Annotated in this window: 19 protein-coding genes and 1 pseudogene; 5 read left to right on the top strand and 15 right to left on the bottom strand. The window is 57.9% G+C overall.

The window, feature by feature from the left end; all coding sequences use genetic code 11:
* The 6 genes from AB4Z52_RS33540 to AB4Z52_RS33515 form a co-directional block, all read right to left on the bottom strand.
* Positions 1-342 (bottom strand): alcohol dehydrogenase catalytic domain-containing protein (locus AB4Z52_RS33540; protein WP_442222168.1); only part of this gene is annotated, 342 nt, incomplete at its 3' end.
* 14 nt (positions 343-356) lie between these two features.
* The gene (locus AB4Z52_RS33535) at positions 357-1,373 is read right to left on the bottom strand and encodes an SRPBCC family protein (RefSeq protein WP_442222167.1); all 1,017 of its coding nucleotides are present in this window, start codon (positions 1,371-1,373) and stop codon (positions 357-359) included.
* A 649-nt stretch (positions 1,374-2,022) separates the two neighbouring features.
* Entirely contained in the window at positions 2,023-2,607 is a 585-nt protein-coding gene (locus AB4Z52_RS33530) for a YceI family protein (RefSeq protein WP_442222166.1), read from the bottom strand.
* Positions 2,608-2,624: 17 nt separating this feature from the next.
* A complete protein-coding gene (locus AB4Z52_RS33525; RefSeq protein WP_442222165.1) occupies positions 2,625-3,488 on the bottom strand; it encodes a hypothetical protein in 864 nt (287 codons plus the stop codon).
* A gap of 686 nt (positions 3,489-4,174) precedes the next feature.
* Positions 4,175-4,786 (bottom strand): TetR/AcrR family transcriptional regulator, encoded by a 612-nt coding sequence (locus tag AB4Z52_RS33520; RefSeq protein ID WP_442222164.1) that lies wholly within the window; start codon positions 4,784-4,786, stop codon positions 4,175-4,177.
* 57 nt (positions 4,787-4,843) lie between these two features.
* Positions 4,844-5,194, bottom strand: a complete 351-nt coding sequence (locus tag AB4Z52_RS33515; protein WP_442222163.1) for a DoxX family membrane protein — start codon at positions 5,192-5,194, stop codon at positions 4,844-4,846.
* A 145-nt stretch (positions 5,195-5,339) separates the two neighbouring features.
* Here AB4Z52_RS33515 and AB4Z52_RS33510 point away from each other — a divergent pair, with 145 nt between their 5' ends.
* Entirely contained in the window at positions 5,340-6,449 is a 1,110-nt protein-coding gene (locus AB4Z52_RS33510; RefSeq protein ID WP_442222162.1) for an alcohol dehydrogenase catalytic domain-containing protein, read from the top strand.
* A 595-nt stretch (positions 6,450-7,044) separates the two neighbouring features.
* On the opposite strand, the gene AB4Z52_RS33505 is transcribed toward AB4Z52_RS33510, so the two are convergent.
* The 8 genes from AB4Z52_RS33505 to AB4Z52_RS33470 form a co-directional block, all read right to left on the bottom strand.
* Positions 7,045-8,064 carry a Zn-dependent oxidoreductase gene (locus AB4Z52_RS33505; RefSeq protein ID WP_442222161.1) on the bottom strand — a complete coding sequence of 340 codons (1,020 nt, stop codon included), beginning with the start codon at positions 8,062-8,064 and terminating at the stop codon, positions 7,045-7,047.
* 62 nt (positions 8,065-8,126) lie between these two features.
* On the bottom strand, positions 8,127-9,539 hold the full coding sequence (locus AB4Z52_RS33500) for a mannitol dehydrogenase family protein (protein ID WP_442222160.1): 1,413 nt from the start codon (positions 9,537-9,539) through the stop codon (positions 8,127-8,129).
* 2 nt (positions 9,540-9,541) lie between these two features.
* Positions 9,542-10,738, bottom strand: coding sequence for a mannonate dehydratase (uxuA, locus tag AB4Z52_RS33495; RefSeq protein ID WP_442222159.1), 1,197 nt, complete (start codon positions 10,736-10,738; stop codon positions 9,542-9,544).
* Positions 10,735-11,511 carry a cyclase family protein gene (locus AB4Z52_RS33490; RefSeq protein WP_442222158.1) on the bottom strand — a complete coding sequence of 259 codons (777 nt, stop codon included), beginning with the start codon at positions 11,509-11,511 and terminating at the stop codon, positions 10,735-10,737. Before AB4Z52_RS33490 ends, uxuA begins: the two co-directional genes overlap by 4 nt.
* A 1-nt stretch (position 11,512) precedes the next feature.
* Complete coding sequence (locus AB4Z52_RS33485) at positions 11,513-12,451, bottom strand: ABC transporter permease (protein WP_442222157.1); 939 nt, start codon at positions 12,449-12,451, stop codon at positions 11,513-11,515.
* Positions 12,448-13,413 carry an ABC transporter permease gene (locus AB4Z52_RS33480; RefSeq protein ID WP_442222156.1) on the bottom strand — a complete coding sequence of 322 codons (966 nt, stop codon included), beginning with the start codon at positions 13,411-13,413 and terminating at the stop codon, positions 12,448-12,450. Before AB4Z52_RS33480 ends, AB4Z52_RS33485 begins: the two co-directional genes overlap by 4 nt.
* A complete protein-coding gene (locus tag AB4Z52_RS33475; RefSeq protein ID WP_442222155.1) occupies positions 13,406-14,881 on the bottom strand; it encodes a sugar ABC transporter ATP-binding protein in 1,476 nt (491 codons plus the stop codon). Before AB4Z52_RS33475 ends, AB4Z52_RS33480 begins: the two co-directional genes overlap by 8 nt.
* A gap of 10 nt (positions 14,882-14,891) precedes the next feature.
* Positions 14,892-15,977 (bottom strand): ABC transporter substrate-binding protein, encoded by a 1,086-nt coding sequence (locus tag AB4Z52_RS33470; RefSeq protein ID WP_442222154.1) that lies wholly within the window; start codon positions 15,975-15,977, stop codon positions 14,892-14,894.
* A gap of 258 nt (positions 15,978-16,235) precedes the next feature.
* On the opposite strand from AB4Z52_RS33470, the gene AB4Z52_RS33465 reads away from it, so the two are divergent.
* From AB4Z52_RS33465 to AB4Z52_RS33450, 4 genes and pseudogenes are all read left to right on the top strand, one after another.
* A complete protein-coding gene (locus tag AB4Z52_RS33465) occupies positions 16,236-16,979 on the top strand; it encodes a GntR family transcriptional regulator (RefSeq protein WP_442222153.1) in 744 nt (247 codons plus the stop codon).
* A gap of 368 nt (positions 16,980-17,347) precedes the next feature.
* Positions 17,348-18,622 carry a TRAP transporter substrate-binding protein gene (locus tag AB4Z52_RS33460; protein ID WP_442222152.1) on the top strand — a complete coding sequence of 425 codons (1,275 nt, stop codon included), beginning with the start codon at positions 17,348-17,350 and terminating at the stop codon, positions 18,620-18,622.
* Positions 18,623-18,766: 144 nt separating this feature from the next.
* Positions 18,767-20,635 carry a TRAP transporter large permease gene (locus tag AB4Z52_RS33455; protein WP_442222151.1) on the top strand — a complete coding sequence of 623 codons (1,869 nt, stop codon included), beginning with the start codon at positions 18,767-18,769 and terminating at the stop codon, positions 20,633-20,635.
* Positions 20,636-21,027: 392 nt separating this feature from the next.
* Positions 21,028-21,743: pseudogene (locus AB4Z52_RS33450) on the top strand (IS6 family transposase).
* Positions 21,744-21,949: 206 nt separating this feature from the next.
* On the opposite strand, the gene AB4Z52_RS33445 reads toward AB4Z52_RS33450, so the two are convergent.
* The coding region (locus tag AB4Z52_RS33445) for an IS630 family transposase (RefSeq protein ID WP_442222150.1) at positions 21,950-22,562 on the bottom strand (613 nt) is incomplete at its 5' end.

Below are 22,562 nucleotides of genomic sequence, written 5' to 3'. Positions count from 1 at the left end.
ACCCTGGGTCGAACGAATGGCGGTGCACAGGTTGGTCTTGCGCGACAGGCAGGAGGGGCACTGGCGGCATTCCGGCGTATAGAGCGGAATGACGTGATCGCCCTTCTTGACGGAGGTGACGCCGGGGCCGACGTCAACGACGATGCCGGCGCCCTCATGGCCGAGAATGGCGGGGAAAAGCCCTTCGGGATCGGCACCGGACAGGGTGAAGTCATCGGTGTGGCAGATCCCGGTCGCCTTGACCTCGATCAGCACTTCGCCGGCACGAGGGCCTTCGAGCTGAACCGTCATGATCTCCAGCGGTTTTCCTGCCTGAACGGCAACGGCGGCGCGTACGTCCATTATGGACTCCTCCTTCAGTTCTTCGAATCGGCGATCGTCGGGATCGACTGCGCCAACTTCACCCTGTGCCAAGCAATGACGTCCATGAGCTCCGGAGAAAAGGCGTCGTAAGCGGGGATCGAAAGTCCTCGCAGTTGTCTGCGAATTGCGTGCATCGAAGACGGAGATGTTCCGCTTTCCACAAGAGAGGAGGCGAACGCTGCAAACTCGATCGGTGGCTGCGCCCCATTGTCTGCAAGTTCCGGGTGGATGAACTCCAGGCCATAGAAATGATGCTCCTTGTCCGTCACCCGGCCAACAATATGGGCGCCGCATTCACGACAAGCGTACCGCTCGATCTTCTGCATCGCGTCGACGATGGAGAGCTTTTCTACGTTCTGTTTCTCCTCGACCGACCCAGCTGGTGTGACCGCGACTTGGGCGAAGAGCGATCCTTCTGGTTTCCAGCATTTCGAGCATCCACAAAGGTGATTGTGATATGTTGGGCCACTGACGGTGACCTCGACGGGATCGCGTTGGCAGCGGCAACGCAGCAGACTGCAGGCAATTTTCGAACTCGCATCCTTACCCGTCGCCGGATGGAGTAGCAGCGCCTCCCGTCCGAGTTCTTCAGCGCGCGCTTTCAACAACCTGTTGAACTTTTCATACGCGGCACGGGTGTTGCGATCTATATTCGGCCAGCGTTCATCGGCGACGGGGCCACCAAAAACCTCGTTGTGCAACAGACGGGTGGTGCCATCCTCGGTCGGCTCGAGAATAAAAATGTGTTCAGCGGAAAATACGCCGCCAGGAGCCTCGCTCAGCCATCTAAGTTCCCGAGCACCCACGATGCGGGTCAGAACGGGATTTATCGGTATGTCCGGAGTATTGTCCTGTTTCAGTGTGCCGGAAACGCGTTCTCCGACGATAGTGCAACCCTTGAGATCCGGGATGATTTCGTTCCACTCTGGATATCTCTCCAAGTCGTCGAGAGCGCTCCAAACAAGTTGTGCGGACGCATTGATGATGACTGTGGTTTCGAGTGTCGGCATTGGTCCATCCCTTCGACGATCGCGTTTGTGCCTCGTTCTGGTCCGCGCCGCATTCGGGAGGCCGGCTTCCTGAGAAGGAAGCGTGCCGAAACTCTGGTTGCCTGGCCCGAGAGCTTGAGGTGCGCTGCGAAAATGCGGTTGTACCGAATCCTATGCCGCCACCGACGGCATGTTCAGAGCGGCCAGTGCAGGGCCAAGAACGGAAGATTCGGCTTTCTCGGTTTCACACATCCCTCATGTCACGCTGCAGACCGCGATCATTTAACATACCACTTTGAATTTGCATACCGAAAAGTATCTGAATCTGTCAGATTCTTTAATGGCGGGCCTCCTTGGCATTCCAACGCACGACCCGTCGTGCCGCAGGTGCCACGGTGTCTCGGCTGGCGTGCGGCTTCGCGATCATCGAGAGGCGGAAGGGAGTGCCGAACTTGGCGAGATGCCGTCTCGATTCCACTTGGGAGAACAATCCGAGCAGAAGACCGGCTCTCGATGTGCGACGCCTGGCGGTCTAGGTTGGCAGCGAGGCCGTTCACTCGCCGCGGAGCGGCGACCGGGTTTGTGAACGACCGAAAAAAGGCACCGCCGCACGCTAACGGCGATGCCTGCCTCGAGAGCGAAATCTTTTATCCATTAATCAGGTGGCCGACTATCCCTGATGCTCGCGTCCCTCGACCTGAATGACCAGGTCAACCTCGTCGCCGATCATTCCCAGCGCCGCCTTCATGCCGAAATCGCTGCGCTTGATCTTGGTTGCGGCACTGAAGCCAACGACGTGGCTCTTGTCCCACGGGTTCTGGCCTTCCTTGTTGAACGTGACGTCAAGAGTTGTCGATTTGGTGACGCCAGCAATCGTAAGATCACCCATGATCTCTCCCGATGTGTCGGTTGATTTCTTGAACTCCTTGCCAACGAAAGTGATGTCCGGGAACTCGGTAGCGTTGAACCAGTCAGCGCCCTGGATGTCGCCATCGCGCTGCTTATTGTTGGTGGATATCGCAGCGACGCTTACCTTGACGCCAAGGCTGCTCGTCTCTGGTTTGGTCGCATCAAAATCGAAGGAACCAGAAAATTCCCTCGCCACGCCGATCACCCGGGAAAAGCCCAGATGATCGATATAGAAGGCGATGCCGGAGTGCACGGGGTCGATGTCGAACTTCGCGGCCCAGGCGGGGTATATCGACCCTGCCAGGAAAGATGCCGCAAGAACCAGTCCTGTCAGTCTGCTGTTCATTTCATTCTCCTCCTTTGTTAAATGGGAAAACTCGAGCCGTAGTTTACAAATGCCACGAGGACCGCGGCAGCGGCTGGCAGGATCGCCAGTCCAAAATAGACGATCAGACGAGCCAACCGCCCCGAAATCCCAAGCGCGCGGCAGGCCATGTTCGAAACAAGCCGTGGCATCACCACGCTCAAACCGAGTACCAACGCGGCGACAAGGTCGGCTTTGCGTGTGATGAGCACGACAGTGTCGACGACGGCCACTAGGCCGCCCCAGGCCCCTAAAATCGATGCACCCCCGAAGCGGAAAGCCGGCTTGGTTATCACGTGCACGACAAGGATCCCGAAGTTCGCGGCTGCAAAGAGTAGGCAGAGCTGAAATGTGGACGACGAGGCTCCAAGTAGCGCCAACGGGGCGAAACCAAGGCTGACGACAACAACGAGACCACCGCGTTTTATGTCGGCTTCACCGTCGGCTTCGGTTGTGCTGAATAGCAAAAGGGCGACCGCCAGCCCAGCGAGCGCCGCCAACACGACCTCCCAGATCGCAACGCCTAAACGGGGCTGACCGATGTAGACGGCTGCGACGACGGGCTGGATCAGCGCCAGGGCACGGGAGATGACATGCCACCTCAAAAGTTCGACAGCTGCTCCGAGCAATGTGCCCAGCAGTGCGAGATAGAACACCTTGTTCACGGCTCCGACAGGAGGGAATGCCGGTATCTTGTTATAGACGAGAACATAGGCCGCCAGGAAGGCGGTAGCCGGCAGCAGGTCCGTTGGGGCAACAGACCCTCGCCAGCGCAGAATTGCCGATAGTGCAAGCGCAACAATCATGACCGCGAGTGCGGACACGATCAGCACCTCCTGTGGGGAGTCGCCAAGTCCGGACATGAATAATTTCCGATTTTACAGAGAAACGAAATCGTGCGTCGCTTCAAAAGCATGCGCGATCACAAGTACGGTCTCGCTTTCGTGGCCTAGTTCGCCGTAAAGCAAGTCAATCCTGAATTTCTTTCGATCTGGTTTTATGCAAGGAAGCCCCCCTTTCCCGGCTGCTCCTCAACAGCGCTACAGCCTATCGGCCGCTAGATACCAGTCAATATTCACATACCAATTGGATTTCAGATACAAGTTAGTCTTTGAGTTTCTTCCTGTCAAGCCTCTTCCATCTCCACGATTTTCGCCTGCGTGTCGGACCGCCAACAGTTCGATCGTCCGGGAAGGAGCCGATTGGGCGGCCTTTTTTACGAGCTCACCCGTCGTTGACCGTCATCTCCAAGGCTGCACGAGCCAGCCGGGCAAGAGAGCCGGCTATGGTTGGAGCGGCAGTTCTCGCGCCTCGTCGTGCCCTTGCAAGCGCTAGTGCATCAAAAGAAGGATTGGGTGTCGTCTGGTTTTGCAGCAACAATAAGGGTCATTCGGTGTGAAGTCCCGTGCAAGGAAAGCTGACGTGGAACAAGTGACTGATAAGGCCCAACGTTCCTGGTTCACTGGCCTTGTTTGAACTTGGCCGGCCAGTCTCGCCGTTGAGCGCACCCACCTCCCAAGCGGAAACAGGGCTCTTGCCGTTTTGAATATCAGAATTCGGCTACTGCCTTGGCGCTGCGCGAAGCGCGATACATGTCTCCGAGAACAATCCTAACCATGTCGCCGGGCGCCCCGTCTTTCAGAAAACTGGAGATACCACCATATGTGAGTTCCAACACGATACCGCCGATGTAGAAAGGGCTGGCAGGTGGCTGCACCGCCAGATCCAACTTGTGGATCAGGATTTGCCCAACGCCCTCCCACTGGTCGCGGAAGAGCTTGATGTGGCGATCTCCAAGCGTATGGTCATGTTGCGCCCGGCGCAGGAGTTCAATCGCCAGCATGCCCCATCTGCGATCATCTCCGCGATTGTTCGCCCAGTTTGCCAACACATCGATTAATTGCGCCGGCTCATCGCATTCCCCCAAAAGCTTCGCCAGTTCGACAACGTCGCCACCTGCGTTTCCTGCGAGGAGTTGGAGGAAAATATCCTCCTTGTTGGCAAAATTCGAGTAGAACGCGCCCTTCGAAAACCCCGCCTCCTCTGCGATTCTCTCGATCGACGCTCCAGCGTAGCCGAAGCGCGCCATCACCTCGTAGGCCGATTCAAGAAGTTTCCCTCTCGTAAGAGCCTGACTTTGCTCACGTGTCAGCCGTGCCATTCGCTTATCCCGTCAATGCCGTATCCAGACACTGAGGCGTACCTCAAAAACCATTTGTCACACAATAGCCGTGAGCAAACAAATCAACGCCCAGAAGATCGGATACTCCGGACCCATCTTCTGCCAACGCCAATTGGGTCCGTTAATTTTGACGACGGCATATCCCGCCCCCAACAAGACGAGCGCGCCAACGGCCGCCGCTATTCGCGGATAGATGGAGAACGTCAAGCCGATTGCGGCAGCGGCCTCCATTGCCATGGTGATGCAGACGAACAGGTTTCCAGGTTTGAAGCCGGCGGCGTCGAACGTGAGGGCGGCTCTGTCGTAGTGCAATCCCTTGCCGATGAGATGGGGGACGAGCCAAATCCCGCACAGGATGCGCAGCCAATCAACCAGAACCAGATGCATCGTTTCCTCCTCATATGTCCGTCGGCAGCTCATCGCGTTCGATGAAAATACTCGACTCGGGCTTGCCTTTCCAGATACTGTACGGTATTCGTAGTCGATATAGAATGTCAATACGAAGCAATCTTTGAAAACGTGGGAGGAAAACATGACGCATTTGATGCGCGCCGCTCGCTTGCACGCAGTCGGCCATCCGATGTCAATCGACAAGGTCGAACGTCCAGTCGCGATGGGTTCGGATGTCGTTGTCGAGGTGAAGGCCTGCGGGATGGTGCCCAACCTCGCCAACGTCCTTGCGAACTGGGAAACTTGGTATCCACAGATGCCGTTGCCGCCGCGCCCGGCGATACATGGCCTTGATCCCAGTGGCATCGTCCATCAGGTCGGGCCGCAGGTCGTCAACCTCAAGCCCGGCGACCGCGTCTATGTGAACCCGGGACGGTTCTGTGGTGCGTGCCATCACTGCTCGTCCGGCAGGCCGCAAGCGTGTGAACATTGGACCTTGGGGGGATATTTCGGTTACAACCCTAAAAGCTTGGAGATGTTTGCCCGCTACCCATATGGAGGGTTCGCAGAGTTCATGCTCGCACCGCAAGCCCAGGTCATCAAAATTCCTGACAATATGAGTTTCGTCCAAGGCTCTCGAATGGGTTACCTGGGCACCTCGTATGCAGCCTTGAAGAAGTGCGGCGCCCTAATGGGCAAAACGCTGATCATAAACGGGGCAACCGGCACGCTGGGGCTCGGGGCAACGCTCTTTGCTCTGGCGATGGGCATCGGGAAAATCTATGCCGTGGCGAGAGGCGAACGTCTTTTGGAGCGATTGAAGGCTCTCGCCCCGGATAGGATCGTGACATTTTCCAATACGCTGGGATCGTCAGGGGCATTCGTGAAAGAGCAAACTGGCGGCAGAGGGGCTGACCTCATGCTCGACACCCTCGGTGCGAAAGCACCCCTCGATTCCATGTTGGATGCCATGGGCGGTGTTAAGCGAGGCGGCCGCATCGTCAATATCGGCGGCACCTCCGGCCCCCTGCCTGTCGATGTGAAATGGTGGATGGACGAGCAAATGGAACTCATCGGTTCGGTTTGGTTCACTGCGGCCGAAGGTATGGAAATCGCCGCAATGATCGGCTCCGGCATAATCGACATGTCGGTGATGACGGCGATGGTTTGGTCACTCGAAAAGGTCAATGAGGCGATCTCCGGCGTCGGAAAAAGCGATGGCGGATTCACCTACTACGCCCTCGAAATCTGAGCTTGGTCCGTAGTGTGCATATACGCATATGCCTGCCGCCGGCGATCGTCTCGCCCGAAACCACCTGACCTCATCCCCGCCCTATTAGCCAACCGCGCGTGCTGGCCGGTTGGCAATTGTTCTGCGCTGCCAAACGCTCGTGTGTCAGATCATGTACAGGAATAGAGCTATAAAACAGAAGGACCTTCATTGTTCGACAGCCGTACCGCCGCATGCGGCAGTTCTTCTCTGGATCACACTTGAAGCACGATGTCTGGCGCACGGAAGCCTGAAGCTGCTAGTTGGCGGTTTTTCGGGACTCTTGGCCTTCCGCCTGCACTGGCAGTTTTCACAATCGCAGCGGAGCTCATCTTTTCGTTTCGTTGAAACTCAGCAAATCGACTTGCTTTGGGACATCGCTTTCACCGAGAGGTGAGAAGGTGTCTCGTCATCATCAGGATGAATGAGACTGGGCGAATTTACCCAGCCATGGGGTGGACAACCGCCATGAAATCGCACTGGATCGGGGAGGGGCCTTCGACCATTAAGAGCTGTAACGCTCAGGCTCTTCTTGATGTTATGCCATCATCATGATCATCAGATACCGCAAGCCCAATCAGGCATCAAAAGCGAGTTGCACTTTCAGCGTCTGCTCCGGATGTTTCTCGACAAGCTCGAAGGCCTGACGAGCGTCGGCCGCCGCGAATGTCTGGGTAATCATGTCCATCGGCTTCAGCTGGCCCGCTTCCAGCCATTGCACGACCTCGGGGATGAAACGCCTGTTCAAGCGCGAGCCGACGAGGCTGAGCTCCTTGCGGACGATTTCCTGCTGGCTGACATTGCATGGTGCCGTCGAGAAACCGAGAAGCCCAATGCGCCCTGCAGGTCCGGCAATGCGGCAGGCCTCGTCCAGCAGTGCCGGTATTCCCGCACCATCGATGACGACCGATGGCCCCAGACCATCCATCTCGCCAGCCACTTCGGCGGGCACCGATTTATCCCTCGAGTTGATGACGACATCGGCGCCAAATTCCAGGGCCCGCTCCAGGCGCTGCGGGTCGATATCAGCAATGATACAGCGTGCGCCGCGCATTTTTGCTACTTGAAGTACCGTAATTCCGACGGTCCCGGCGCCATAGATCATCACAACATCATCCGCGGTACATTCCGTTCGCCAGAGAACGTTCGAGGCGACTGCCAACGGCTCGGCCAGCGCCGCGAGGCCGAATCCCAGCGCTGGCGATATCTTGACCGCATTTTCCTGTGGGACAGTCGCAACCGAGCGGAAGCCGCCGTCGCGATGGACGCCGATAACCTGCAGTTTGGCGCATACATTCGAACGGCCGATCCGGCATGGGTGGCATTCTCCGCAGGATATCACGGGGTCGGCGACCACATGATCGCCGATCGCAAGATGAGAGACGTCGCGACCAACCGCTGTGACGATGCCAGCGAACTCGTGGCCTATGATCCGAGGATAGGTGACAAAGGGATTTGAACCATGGAGAATATGCATATCCGAGCCGCAGATGCCGGCCCTGATGACCTGGATGGCGACCTCGCCTTCGGCTGGCGGCTGTGCCTCGCGCTGATCTACGGCGAGCTTATGGGGTTCCAGTACCGATATCGTGACCATGATTTCTCCGCTGTTGGTTTGCCTGGCGCAGGACTCCGCGAGAGTTCGCCCAGGAATATCGTTTATTCTGCCTGAATGGTTTTCAGATGCGAACGGACGCGATGGTGCCAGGCGTGATCCGTCTTGAGTGCTGGTGGGAAAAGGCCGGGAAGATCGAAAAACGGCGCCAGATTGCCACCGTTCTCCGTCGTTTGGCTGGCCGCCTCGGACAGCTCAACCGCTCGCGGATCATCGACCTTTTCAGCACGCAGGACATAACCGATCCAGAGGGCCGTTGCGTAGGCAAAGGTATCGGCGTCATGTCCAGCCGCCAGTGCATCGGAAGCCGGAGCAAAGATGCGCTGCGGCAGTTTCTGCGTGCCGTCCATCGCAATCTGCGCCGTGCGGTGAGCAATAGCTGGATTTGCGAACCGGGCAATCAACTGGTCGATGTAGGCAGCTAGGTCGATGCCGGGCACAGGATCCAGCGTCGGCAGCGCCGCCAGCATATGACGGCGGACGATCTGCTGATAGTCGGCGTCAGCCATGACGTCACGTACATACTCCAGCCCACGCAGCTGGCCCAGATAGGCGATCAAAGAGTGTGAGCCGTTGAGAAGCCTGAGTTTCATCTTCTCATAAGGTTCGACTGCATCGACGAGGAGTGCGCCACCCGCCTCCCAAAGCGGGCGACCGGAGACGAAACTGTCTTCGATCACCCATTGCGTGAACGGTTCCGTCTCAAGCGCCAGTTCGTCCCGTGCTCCAGTGATGCCAGCCGCACGCTCCCGCGTCGCAGCGGTTGCTGCCGGCACGATGCGGTCCACCATGCTTGACGGGAAGCGGCCTTCGGTCTCGATCCATTTGCTGAGATCCGTATCGCGGCGAGTGGCCATTTCGAGCACCAGCCGACGGACGATGTGGCCGTTGCCCGGAAGGTTGTCACAGCAAAGCACCGTGAACGGCTGATGCCCCTGCTCATGCCGTCGCGCCAGGCCCTCGGTCAGAAAGCCGATTGCGCCCACCGGCTCCCGCGGACAGGACAGGTCGTGGGCGACGGCGGAATGGGTGATATCAAGACCTCCGGTCTGGGCGTCGAGCCCGTAGGCCTTTTCGCTCACCGTCAGCATGACAATCCTGATCGCCGGATCGGAAAGGTAAGACAGCAGTGCCTCGGGATCTTCTGTTGCTGCGATCGCCTTGACGGTTGAGCCAACAATCCGGGCGCTGTCGCCAGAGCGGTCGCGGGTGATGACGCTGTGGAGACAATCCTGCTCCCTCAGTGCTTGCACGATCCCGGTCGACCGCAGGCTTGCCCCGACGATCCCCCAGTCACCAAACTCTTGCGCAAGCGCATCATCGGTGTAGACGGCCTGATGTGCTCGATGAAATGCGCCAATACCGATGTGGACGATGCCGGGCTTCAGCGCCGATCGATCGTAACCGGGCGCCTGAACGCCCTCCGGTATAGTTGTTCGTGCGTTCAAGCGGTCCATGGTTATGCCAGCCCATAGGTCTTGTGCGCGAGCGTCCGTTCGATACCGCGCAATTCCGCTAGCCCCTTGAGCCGACCGATTGCCGGATATCCAGGCTGGGCGCCGCGCGTCAGATCGTCCAGGATTTCCTGACCGTGGTCGGGGCGCATGAAGATCTGGTGGTCACTGCGGCCCTCCACCTTGCGGCGATTTTCCTCCGAAACAATCGCGGCGATAACAGCAACCATGTCGGTGTTGCCTCCCAGATGCTCGTCTTCGAAGAAGGAGCAGGGTGTGGTTTCCTCTTCACGTCGAACATTACGCAGATGCACGAAGTGAACGCGAGAGGCGAGACGCTTCACCATTGCTGGCAGATCGTTGTCAGCACGCACGCCGAGCGATCCCGTGCAGAAGGTGACACCGTTAGCAACACTGTCCACGGCTCCAAGCACTTCGAGATAATCCGCCTCTGTCGACAATACCCGCGGCAATCCAAGCAACGGCCATGGCGGATCATCGCCGTGGGCACACAGGCGCATTCCCAACTCCTCGGCAACCGGCACCACTTCCGAAAGGAAGGTGATCAGGTTGGCACGCAATGTACTGGCATCGACGGCGGCATAGCGCGCCAGCGCCTGGCGCAATTCGCCGATGCTGTAGCCGTCGGAAGAGCCCGGGAGCCCGGCACCGATATTGCGCGAGAGTGCGGCGATCTTGTCCGCCGACATCGTCTTGTATCGCCGATCCGCTTGCATGATCACTTCAGCCGAATAATCCGCAGCAGCGGCAGGCCGCCGAAGAACATGAATGTCAAACGCCACGAAATCGATCAGGTCGAACCGCATGGCCCGTGCGCCGTTGGGTGTTTCCCAGCGAAGATCGGTGCGCGTCCAGTCGAGGACCGGCATGAAATTGTAACAGACGGTGAAAATTCCGGCGCTCGCCACGGCACGAAGGCTCTGCTTCCATGCCTCGATATGGACCTTCCAATCGTCGGACATCGTTTTGATGCTCTCGGAGATCGGTATGCTCTCCACGAGTTCCCATTCCAGACCGCCGGTACGGATCTCGCTTTGCCGCTTGGCGATCTCCTCGACCGTCCATGCCGTTCCGGTTGGCACATGGTGAAGCGCGCTGACGATACCCTGGGCTCCCGCTTGGGCAGCATCTCGCACACTTACCTTGTCGACAGGCCCGAACCAGCGCCACGTATGTCTCATGCCTTACCTCTTGAATTCACGTCTGCCTGCGATGAGGCAGCAGCCATTTGATTGGGTGCCGTTGGCGATCTGACCAATGCAACCGCCCGAGCCGGAGCACCCGACCCGCCGGCGATAGCCAGCGGCATCGCGGCCAGAAAGCAGTAGGGCGGCACCTGCCCGAGATTGGCGAAGTTTTCGCCGATCAGGACATCCGAACCGAGAAGGATATTGTGGGCTGGGAAGTCGGTGCTACCGTAGCGATCGATTGAAAGACAATCAGAGCCCACGATGCGGACGTCTTTGTCCAGGAGGTATTCGCTGGCGGCTTGTGACAGGCCAGGCCAATCCTTGAGAAAGCGATCCTGATGCAAAGCATCGTTCCAAAAGCGGTCCCAACCAAAATGGAAAAATACCGCATCGTCTGTCTCGATCGGCCCATGAAGGTCTTCAAAATCCAGAATTCTGTCGACACCGACGGCCTCACAGGGCGCGCAATCCTGTGCGCTGATCGTCGCCATGCGGCCAAAAAATTGTTGAAGAGGAATATCGGCAATGGACTTGGCGCCTTTTATGAAATGCAGAGGCGCATCGAAATGCGTGCCGGAATGCTCGCTGAGGCATAGTGAATGATTGCAGGCGAGATCGCCGTCGTCGTAGCTCTCGATCACGTCCTGGCAGAATGGCGGATGTGTCCGCCAGACCGGCATTCCTTCCTTCATCGGATGCGTCAGATCGATGAAGCTGAATTGGTCATTGCCGAAAAGCTTTGCGAGCGCGTTGATTTCAGCCATGTCAGGCAACCCGCGGCCGCGGCGCGATCGCCACGATGAGGATGATCAAGGCGCCGGTCAGCACAAAGCGGAAGCCCGCCTGCATCTGGAATGTGTTCAGCATCGTCGCCATCAGATTGAAGAACAGCGCCGCACCCCAGATGCCGACCGCATTGGCCTGGCCACCAGCGACGCTTGTGCCGCCAAGAACCACGACCGCAATTGACTCCAGCAGATAGACATCGCCCATGTTCAAGGCTGCCCCACCCGAGAAACCGGACAAGAGGAACCCGGCGAGACCGCCTGCGGCGCCGCAAAGACTGTAGGCAATCAACCGGACGCGCCCAGCCGAGATGCCGGCAAGTCGCGCTGCAGGCTCGCTCTGGCCCACGGCAAGTAGACGACGACCCCACACGCCACGGGCGAGAATTAGCATGGTGACTGCGGTCAGGAGCATGATGGCGAACGGCATAAGTGGAATACCACCCATCCGCCATTGGGTAAACGCTGCAACCATCGCCGGTGGCTTCAGTGTCGCCTCGCCGCCGAGATTGAAGGCGAAGGACTGGAAGACGAAGCTCCAAGCCAGCGTTGCGATGATCGGTGGCAGCCGCAGAAGTGTGATAGCCAGGAAATTGAGCATGCCGGCGACCGCACCCACCCCGATCGCGGTGACGAGCCCAGCCAACAACATGCTGTCCTGCGCTTTCATCACCAACATCGACACGTAGGCCGCGAGGGTCAGCACCGACGGTACCGAAAGATCGATGTTGCCTGGCCCGGAGGCGATGACCAGCATCTGCCCAGTGCCGACCAGCACGCTAAAGGCACCGAAGGTCAGTGCGGCGGTCAATGTCGCCTCGGCGCTGCCCAAGCCCGCATAGGCTGTCGTGGCGATCCACATCACGAGAGCGACGATGAAGCCGTAAGTCCATGGCGCAAGCGATAAACGAGAGGTCATGACTTTTTCTCCGACAGGAGCACGCGTCCGGCAAGGACGAGAAAGAGGATCCCGCCTTGTGCCCCGATCTGCCAGGTCGGCGGCACTTGCAGGAAGCTCAGCAGGGATCCGGCCAGGGAGAGGGTTAGCGCACCGATGACCGTGCCGACCGGCGATACGACGCCGCCGTTGAACGAGCCGCCGCCCAAGATGACTGCACCGACGCCGAGGAGCGTATAGGCCGGCGCTACATTTGGATCGCCTGATGTCGTCAGGCCCGTCAGCGAAATCCCGGCCAGGCAGGCAAGCACGCCCGCCGCCGTATAAACGAGGACGCGGATGCGGGTCGTGGACCAGCCGGCGCGCTCGATCGCCCGCGGGTTGGCGCCCGCACCACGCAGCACTGCGCCGTAGGACGATCGCGTTATGACAAGATGGCCCACCGCAGCGGCGATCACCGCAAGCAGGATAGGTAACGGGATGAATGGCGGCCGCCAGCTCATAAAGCCCGCGAGCCATGCCGGCGCCATACCACCGGGCGATGGCAGCACGATAATGGCAATACCGAGCCAGATGAACGACATGCCAAGCGTGACGATGATCGAGGGCAGCTGCCGAATGTGGATCAGCAGACCGATCCCCGCGTAGACGGCAATGGTCACGAAGTAGAGGAGGATTGCCAGCAGAGGATTGGCGTCAAGGTTCAGCGCGGTAATGCAGGTGATGAGGCCGACGAAAGCGCCGTTCGATAGATCAATATCACCCAGCATGATAATCAGCATCTGCGCCAAAGCCGCAAATACCAGCGGCGTCGCCAGCTTGAACAGCAGCGTGAAGCCGAAATAGCTCATTGCCGACGGCCGTATCCAGAAGATCACGGCCAGCATGAGAACCAGCGTTACAGCCGGCAGCCCAACGTGCAGGGCTGTGGTCAGCCGGGCCGGACGGCTCGATGTCGTGGGTCGGATCATGACGTCAGCCATGAGCGCCTCCAAAGGACGCTTCGAGAATGCGACCAGGATCGATGGCAGATCCCTCGATCTCCTCCACAGCCCGCCCCTCGCGGAACACGTAGAGCCGGTCGCAATTGTTGAGCTCCTCCATCTCCGTCGTGTACCAGATGAAGGTTCGGCCTCGCTCGGCTTCGCTGCGGATCAATTGATAGACCTCCTGCTTGGTGCCGACATCGACGCCACGCATCGGATCATCGAGAAAAATAACACTGGCATCGGAGGCGAGCGCGCGGGCGAAAAGCACCTTCTGCTGATTGCCGCCACTCAGCGACAGGATCGGCGTATCGATGGACGCCGCCTTGACCTTGAGGCGCGCCGACCATTTACCGGCCAGTCCCCTTGCTGCGGCGTTCGAAACAAAGCCGTACTGCTGCAAGGCATTGAGACTGCGGATGGTCAGATTATCGGCGATCGACCACAATCCGAACACGCCTTCGAGACCACGGTCGCCGGCGACATAGGCCGAGCGCATCTTGCCGCCCTTTTCGATTGCCGTAAAAATAGCCCGCATCCTCTCGCGCTGGCCGTGGCCGTCGAGACCTGCGAATCCGATGATCTCGCCGGCGGCGGCCTGGACCGGACGATCGACGGCATCCAAACCCGGATGATCAATCTGACGGGCGCCGTAGGTGCGCGGCTGCTGATTTTGCCTATGGTCATGGGTCGTCTCGATGCTCCCCATCATCTCAACCAGATTGGAACGCGACAGGCCCATCGTCGCGCGCTCGGCGACGATCTTGCCGTCGACCATGACGACGGCGCGATTGCAGACCGCGATGATTTCGTTCAGCCGATGCGTGATCAGGATGCAGGCCACCCCCTGCGACGCTGCTTTGCGGATATAGGCAAGCAGCTGCTCTGTCGCCTGGTGGCCAAGAGACGATGTCGGCTCGTCGAGAATGACGCAGCGCACGGTAATATCTGTTTCGGTGAAAGCACGGGCGATTTCCACCATCTGCCGCGAGCCTATCGACAGCTCCGAAATCTTTGCGTCCGGATCGATGCCGTGGCTGGGGAAAATCTCGTCCAGCGATCTAGTGATAAGATCACGCGCCCGCCTACGCCAGCCGAAGCCGCGCAGTTGCAGGTGAACGATACGGGAATTCTCGGCCGCGGAAAGATTTGCGCAAAGCGATAGTTCCTGGAAGATGCAGCGCAAACCAACCGATTGAGCGTGCGCTGCATTCCAGATGTCGATATCGTTCCCGGCATAGCGAAAGCTGCCTGCCGTGCGCTGGACAGCGCCCGACAGAACATTCATCAGAGTCGATTTACCGGCGCCGTTATGACCGACCAAGCCAACCACTTCGCCGGAGCGGAGATGGAAGTCGACGCCGCCGAGCGCATGCACCGCGCCGTAGCTTTTACGGACATCGCGCACGTCGATCAGCGTTTCCGCCGCCTCCGGAGCCGACAAGGGAGTTGCGAGGTCATTCATCTGTTACGTCTCACTTCGGTGCTGGAACAGCCGGAAGAGCGGTCTTGTCGGCATTGGCGTCGATAATCTTGCCAACGAGATCCTGCGGGTACTGCGCATTGACCACGCCACCTTCTGGCACCGTCTTCAGCCAGGCATCGAGATCCGGCTGATTGATCTGTAGCAAGGGCACTTCGACAAATTTCGGCACCTTCTTGCCGGCCAGAATCTGCTGCGCAACCCAGAAAGCCACCTGCGAGACCGAGGGGGTTGCACCGAGCGAGAAGGTCTCGTATCCGGAAGCGTCATGCTCCTGCTTCCAGAGCGCCAGTTCGTCCTGGCGATTGCCCATGATGATGATCGGCAGATCGCGCTTTGCCGCCTTGAAGGCCTGCGCCGCGCCATAGCCATCACCGCCCTGGGTCAGAACTGCATCGACCTTCGGCAGAGATGGTAGAATGCCGGAGACTTCCTTCTGCGCGACCGTTGCGGTCCACTGACCGTAGACTTCACCGACGCTCTTGTAGGTCGGGTGCGCGGCCAGCGCCTTGATGACACCATCATGCAGGCGCTTGTCGAAGCCATCACCCGCCATGCCGCGGATTTCAAGGATATTCGCCGGCTTGTCGCCCTGCTTGCCCTTGATGAAATCAAGCTCGGCCTTGGCATAGGAATCGAGGTTGTAGTCGACCACGTAAGCGCAAGGTTCGGTCACACCGCTGGCAAAGGCCACGACAACGATACCGGCATCGCAGGCGTCCTTGATCGCACCGTTGAGTGCCGTATCGGAGCCTGCGAGAACGATGATCGCGTCATAGCCTTGCAGGATCAGGTTCTGGATCTGCGAGGCCTGCTCGGTAACCGAGTTGTTGGCGCTGACGACCGCCGTATCGGCGATCTTTCCATCGGCCTTCGCCTTGGCACCCATCTCCTCGAAGCTCTTGATCATCACCTGGCGAAATGAGTTGCCGGCATAGGAATTGCTGAATGCGATCTTCTTGCCAGCGGTATCGCCGGTCGCAACACCATCCGCTGCTCGTGCGAGACCGACCATAGAAGTCGTTGTCAAAAGTGCGACGCCAAGAGCAATGGCTGTCCTGTTGTAAATGTCATTCATGGGTTCTCTCTCCTCCAGCTCCCTGTTAGAAGGCCACGCTCCTGTTGAGACCTTAGGGTCGGCGGCAGATCGTTTAACGACTGGCTGCACAATGGCATCCGCCCAAGCGAAGCTCCTGACGGACCGTAGTCGACACTCCTCCGCTCCCACCAAACAAGATATACTGCCATGGTAGCATGTCAAGATCCGTGGTAGACTGCTTGGAACAGATATGCGATTTGCGAGTGATGGCGGCATTCGTCGCGCGGAGGATCGATTATGGCAAAGGGACGCCGTGTGGAAGAACCAGCAGGGGACGAGGGCACGGTGGTCTCCGGCATCGAGGGGCTCGAAGCAATCAACATTCGCCAGCCTATCGCACCGCAGGTTTACGAGCGTGTCCGACGGGCCATTACGACGCTTGCAATGCTGCCTTCCGAAGCGCTGAGTGAAAAGGATCTGTCACTGCAACTCGGGGTCAGCCGAACACCAGTCCGGGAAGCATTGATCCGTCTGGCCGACGAAGGACTGATCGACATATTGCCACAACGCGGAAGTTTCGTAGCGCCCATACGCCTCAAGGATGTAGAAGAGGCTCAGTTCATCCGCGAGTCGCTTGAGGTCGCAGTGGTGAAGCGGCTTGCCGGACAGTGTTCATCGCAGTTCTTGACCGACATTAAGGCAAATCTTGCCCGCCAGGAAATTGCTGTGGCAGATAGAAATGGCGACCTCTTCCTCGAGCTTGACGAAGCTTTTCACAAAAGCTTTTGCGAGGAAGCCGGCTTATCCAAAAGCTGGCGTGTCATTCAGACGGTGAAACTGCAGATGGATCGCGTCCGCTATCTAAGCCTCCCCGATCCTGCTCACTTGAAGACGCTTCTGGCACAGCACTGGGAGATCGTTCATGCAATCGAACGCCAGGAACCGGAGCACGCGAGTAGCGCCATGACGGCGCATTTACAGGAGGTGCTGCGCACAGCGCGGCGATTGAGCGTTCAGCGAGCCGACCTTATCGAGAGATGACTTGCGGTCGAGTAGGTGCGTAGCGATCCTCCTCCGAGGGAACCCATCGGATGGCCGATCATGTAGCTTCACTGCGGGTACTGGAGCTGGCTGTCGGCAACATCTCCGGCAATTTCTCAGGCGGTACCCTTTCGTTTGCACCCACCGAAATAAGATTATTTGACATACATGCCTTTGATCGCAGGCCGCGTCGGCGATTTGGATATTGCAGAACTAAGGTGTTTGCCTTGCCCTCGTATGCGAAGTTGACATAGTACCATGGTAGTATTACAACCTGCGCGCAGGAGAGTACTTTGGGCTGGTTAACTATCGGTCCGACGCGGTGAGAGGGAGAGATTCCGCCGATTTTTTTGGCCAAGCAGTCGTCGTTGAATGATATCCGCCACGCCGTACAGCTGGGAGCACGCGATGCTCCGGAGCATGTGCCGACGAGGCGGAGACGCAAGCCAGCAGCCGCCATCGATGCTGGCATCCAAGTCTTAAAACTTTGCACAGGGCCCCCGAAAAATACTTGCCGGCCGGTCGAAAGAGCCGGCTGCATCGAGGCCGATGTCGAAATTCCGGCGCTGTCTATGGGAGGAATTACCAGGGAAAGCGCCAGTTGCACCATACGATTAATTCTAAGGGAGGAACCCGTGATGATATCTCGCAGAACTTTTGGGGCACTTACGCTTGGGGCTGTAGCGAGCGCCCTTGCCAGTCCAAGTCTCTCGCTGGCAGCACCTAAAATAAGACTGCGATACGGCACCGCTTTCCCGGCAAGCCATCCCGGTGTTATCCGCATCATCGAAGCATCCAAGGCGATTGCTACCCGATCCGACGGGGCAATTGATCTCCAGGTTTACCCGAGCAGTCAGCTGGGCGGCGAATCCGATATGTTTACGCAGGTCCGTGGTGGAGCCCTTGACCTGATGTCGACATCGGGTGTCAACCAAACGGTTGTAGCTGTCGCGAGTATTAATGCGGTGGCGTTTGCATTTCCGACCTATGACCATGTCTGGAAAGCTATGGATGGGGAGCTCGGAGATCACGTCCGCAAAACATTTCTCGATGTTGGTCTGTTTGTATTCCCGAAGATGCTCGACAACGGATACCGAAACATCACCACCAGCGCCAAGCCGATCACAAAGCCTGAGGACCTCAATGGACTAAAGATTCGCGTCCCTGGCAACCAGCTCTGGGTTACGCTTTTCCAGACGCTCGGCGCAGCGCCCACACCGATCAATTTCGGTGAACTGTACGCGGCGCTCCAGACACATATCGTCGATGGGGAAGAAAATCCTCTGGCGCTTATCCAAAGCTCCAAACTTTACGAAGTGCAGAAATATGTCTCCCTGACTGGCCACATCTGGGATGGCCATCATATCTTCTGCAACAACCGGCGTTGGCAAGCGATACCAGCCGATGCACGAACTGTTATCACCGAGGAACTGACCACCGCGGCCATGAGCGAGCGTGCTGATGTCAAAGCCCTGAATGAGAAAGCGATCGTCGATATCAAGGCTGCTGGCGTCCAGTTCAACACGGTAGACACCGCTCCCTTCCGGGAGACACTCGCCAAGGCAGGGTTCTACTCGAAGTGGAAAGAAACCTTCGGTGCTGAAGCGTGGAGTTTGCTGGAAAAAGATGTCGGCACGCTCTGACGTAAAAGCAGCATAACGCGTGCGGGCGTTGCCGCATGCGTTATGCTGTCATTCAAAAAGACGCTACTTCTGCTTTCAATGCCGGCTTCCTCAAGTTCGAAGTCGTGTTGGTTGAGTCAGCGAATATTTCGAGGGATACGGATCATGACTTCGGCGGCCAAGGCAGAGACTCTCGCTCATGGCGGAGCACTTCGACGGGTTGACACGTTGTTGGGAAACTTTGTTGAGGCCGTCGCAGCAGCATTGGTGCTGGCCGAAGTTATTCTTCTCGGCTGTGCGACAACCGGTAGATACCTGCTCCACAGCCCCCTCGTCTGGTCGGACGAAGTGGCGACAATTCTCTTCATTTGGTTATCGATGTTCGGTTCCGTCGTTGCGCTCAGACGGGGCCAACATATGCGGCTTACCGCATTCGTTCGCAAGTTGTCTCCGGCATGGCAAAAACGAGCCGAAGCGCTGGCCACGGTGATCGTCTCAGCACTTCTTGCCGCTATGGTTGTGCCGACATGGCAGCATGTCGAGGAGCGCATCATCAGTCTCACGCCGGTCCTGCAAATCAGCGAAGCTTGGCGTGAGGCCGCGATGCTGGTGGGGATTGTATTGATGCTCGTCACAGCCGTCGACAGGATGCTGCGATCGACCACGGTTCTTAGAGTGATATCAAGCCTGGTCTTCCTTGCCATCATTTTTGCCGTTTTTCAGCTTGCTGCGCCCTGGTTCGACACTATCGGCAATTACAGCTTGCTGATCTTCTTCCTTGGTATTGTCCTTTGCGCCATCGTCCTTGGCGTGCCGATCGGGTTCGCATTCGTGCTCGCCACCCTCGCCTATCTGAATTTTGCAAGCTGGGTACCGCTCTCGATCATCCCGGGCAGGATGAGCGAGGGCATGTCGCCCATTATTCTGCTTGCCGTCCCGATGTTTGTATTCCTCGGCTCCATCATCGAAGCGGCAGGGTTGGCGCAGGCGATGATTGCCTTTCTCGTCTCGCTGATCGGCCACCTGCGGGGCGGATTGCAATATGTGCTGCTCGGGGCGGTTTATCTTGTTTCAGGGATATCCGGCGCCAAGGCCGCCGATATGGCTGCGGTGGTCCCTGCCCTTTTTCCTGAAATGAAAAGGCGCGGCAATCGCGAGAGCGATCTCGTCTCTCTGCTTTCCGCATCCGCGGTCATGTCGGAAACGATACCCCCGTCGATCGTGCTGATCACGGTAGGCTCAGTGACAGGCGTCTCCATCGCCGCTTTGTTTACAGCCGGCCTTCTTCCGGCATTTATCGGCATGCTGGCGCTTTGCGTCGTTGTCTTCATACAAACACGAGACGAAGACACTAGCCGTGCTCGCAAGACAGACGGAAAGACCAAGCTAAAGCTTTTTCTGGCCGCCATTCCTGGGCTCGGGCTTCCGATCGTCATCCGCACCGCCGTCGTAGAGGGTGTCGCCACCGCTACCGAGGTCGCCACGATCGGTATCATATACGCACTCCTCGTCGGCGCCCTCTTCTACCGGCAGTTGGACTGGCGCAAGATTTACCCAATGCTAGTCGATGCTTCGTGCCTATCCGGCTCAATTCTTCTTGTTGTAGGTGCTGCGACGGCGATGGGCTGGGCCCTCACACAATCTGGGTTTTCCCAGACTTTGGTGGATCTGGTGCAGGGCGTTCCGGGCGGAAAAATCGGTTTCCTGCTGATCTCCGCCTTGGGCTTCGTCATTTTGGGAAGTGTCCTCGAAGGTGTCCCCGCCATCGTTCTGTTCGGACCGCTGCTGTTTCCTGTTGCCCATTTTCTTGGCGTAAATGAAGTCCACTACGCCATCATCGCCGTCTTCGCGATGGGCTTCGGGCTCTTCTCGCCGCCATTCGGTGTCGGATTCTATCTCGCCTGCGCCATCGGACGCGTTTCACCAGACGATGTTATTGGAAAGGTGTGGCCGCATCTTCTGGCACTTTTTGGCGCATTGCTGCTGATAATTTTCGTGCCGTGGATTTCCACTGGCTTTCTTTCGAACCCATAGAATTCTTATGTTCATTTGCAAGCGGCGTGGCCACGACTGTTCTTCCAGCCAATAATGGCTGGTCCTGCATGTTGTAGCTAATGCGCAATGTAGGAGACAGGGCCTCAAGACGACGTTTGCAAACTCTTATACGCGGGTTGGATACCGCATTTCCGTGTGTACGCCTGGGGCTGCTTCTATCTAATCACGGGCATCGACGTAGTCGGCCACTCAATTCCATCGAAGGTTCCCCGACCGGGGCCTTGCCTCCAACATTGAGCATCAGCAGATGATCGATCTTGCCTCCTCTTTCTAATGCGCGCGATATGCGGTGCTGGGCTAAGCGTGGTCAGCTGGTTGCACGGCAACGTCAAGTTAACCGAACGTCGAATCAAGAAGTGGGATCTGGCGGCATGACCTCATTCGTCCGTGCCCCTCTCTATCGTCGTCACCGATTTCCAGCGGACGTGATTGCCCATGCCGTGTGGCTGTATTTCCGGTTTCCGCTCAGCCTGCGCATGGTCGAGGATTTGCTGGCAGCGCGTGGCATCAACGTCTCTCACCAGACCGTGAGGCTGTGGGCGGAAAAATTCGGCAGACACTTCGCCAATGATATCCGCAAGCGATCGGCCGGCAGGCTCGGCGATAAGTGGCACCTCGATGAGGTTGTCATTACCATCGCCGGTAAGAAACACTGGCTTTGGCGCGCTGTCGATCAGGATGGCTTCGTCCTTGACGTTCTGGTGCAAAGTCGCCGCAATGCCAAGGCTGCAAAGCGTTTGATGCGAAAGCTTCTGAAAGGACAAGGGCGTTCGCCGCGTGTGATGATCACTGACAAACTTCGATCCTACGGTGCGGCCAAGCGGGAGATCATGCCAGGCGTGAGCATCGCTCGCACAAGGGATTGAACAATCGAGCAGAAAACTCCCATCAGCCGATCCGAAGGCGAGAGCGGATCATGAAGCGCTTCAAATCAGCGCGACAGCTTCAGCGTTTCGTTTCCATCCACGACCCGATCACCAACCTTTTCCAAATTCCGCGTCACGACATTCCATCTCACCATTATCGCGAACTACGGGCCGCCGCGATGCAGACGTGGAGCGAGATCGCCCATCTCCAGGTAGCCTGATGCCACGTCTCCCGGCCATTCTTTGACCCGAGGCCGATAAGTTTACAGTACCCGCTGCACGTCTGTTGATAATGTAACCCAGACAAGGTGCTGCGCGCAAATCGGATGGTTATTGAAGTGTAGCGTTCGAGGGATATTCGGGTCTGCCAACTACTCGCAGACGACCTCCGCCTCACTAGTAGCGCGTTTTCTTGGTTCGAATCCTATCAAGCCTCGGCGAGCTTGTAGGACCAAGTATGGATGACGGGGTGGCTATTGACGTCGTCGATACCGGCCATGATGCGTTCCCTGAGCTCGTGCTTTGAACTCACCCGGATGTGGCGCAGGACGGAGCGGGCGAACTTGGAGAAGAAGCCCTCGATCAGGTTAAGCCAGGAGCCGTGTTTGGGGGTGAAGGTAAATTCGAAGCGGCCTGCCGGTTGTCTATCGAGCCAGGCTTTGGTTTCTTTCGAGATGTGTGCGGAATGATTGTCGAGGATCAACCTGATCGCGGTGCCGGCCGGATAGGCGGCATCGAGCAGCTTGAGGAATTCGATGAACTCGCGGCTGCGGTGGCGGTCCTTGACGAGCGCGTGGACCTTGCCTGTCAGCAGATCAATTCCAGCCAACAGGCTGAGCGTGCCATGACGCTTATATTCAAAATCGCGCGCAAAGGTCGGATGGACGCCTGGCACGGGCGGCAAATCCGGCGCCGTCGTCGCGATSGCCTGGATCCCAGGCTTCTCGTCGTAAGAGACGATCGCGACCTGCTTAGCCGATTTGTTCGATCCGGCTGCGGCCTTTTTCAAGACCTGCACCTGGCGATAGACACACAAGACC

It is taken from the genome of Rhizobium sp. 2YAF20 (assembly GCF_052114685.1).
In the GTDB taxonomy this organism is placed as follows: Bacteria; Pseudomonadota; Alphaproteobacteria; order Rhizobiales; family Rhizobiaceae; genus Rhizobium.
Note: the sequence above shows the minus strand (reverse complement) of the source record. Positions and strands in the feature narration are given on the sequence as shown.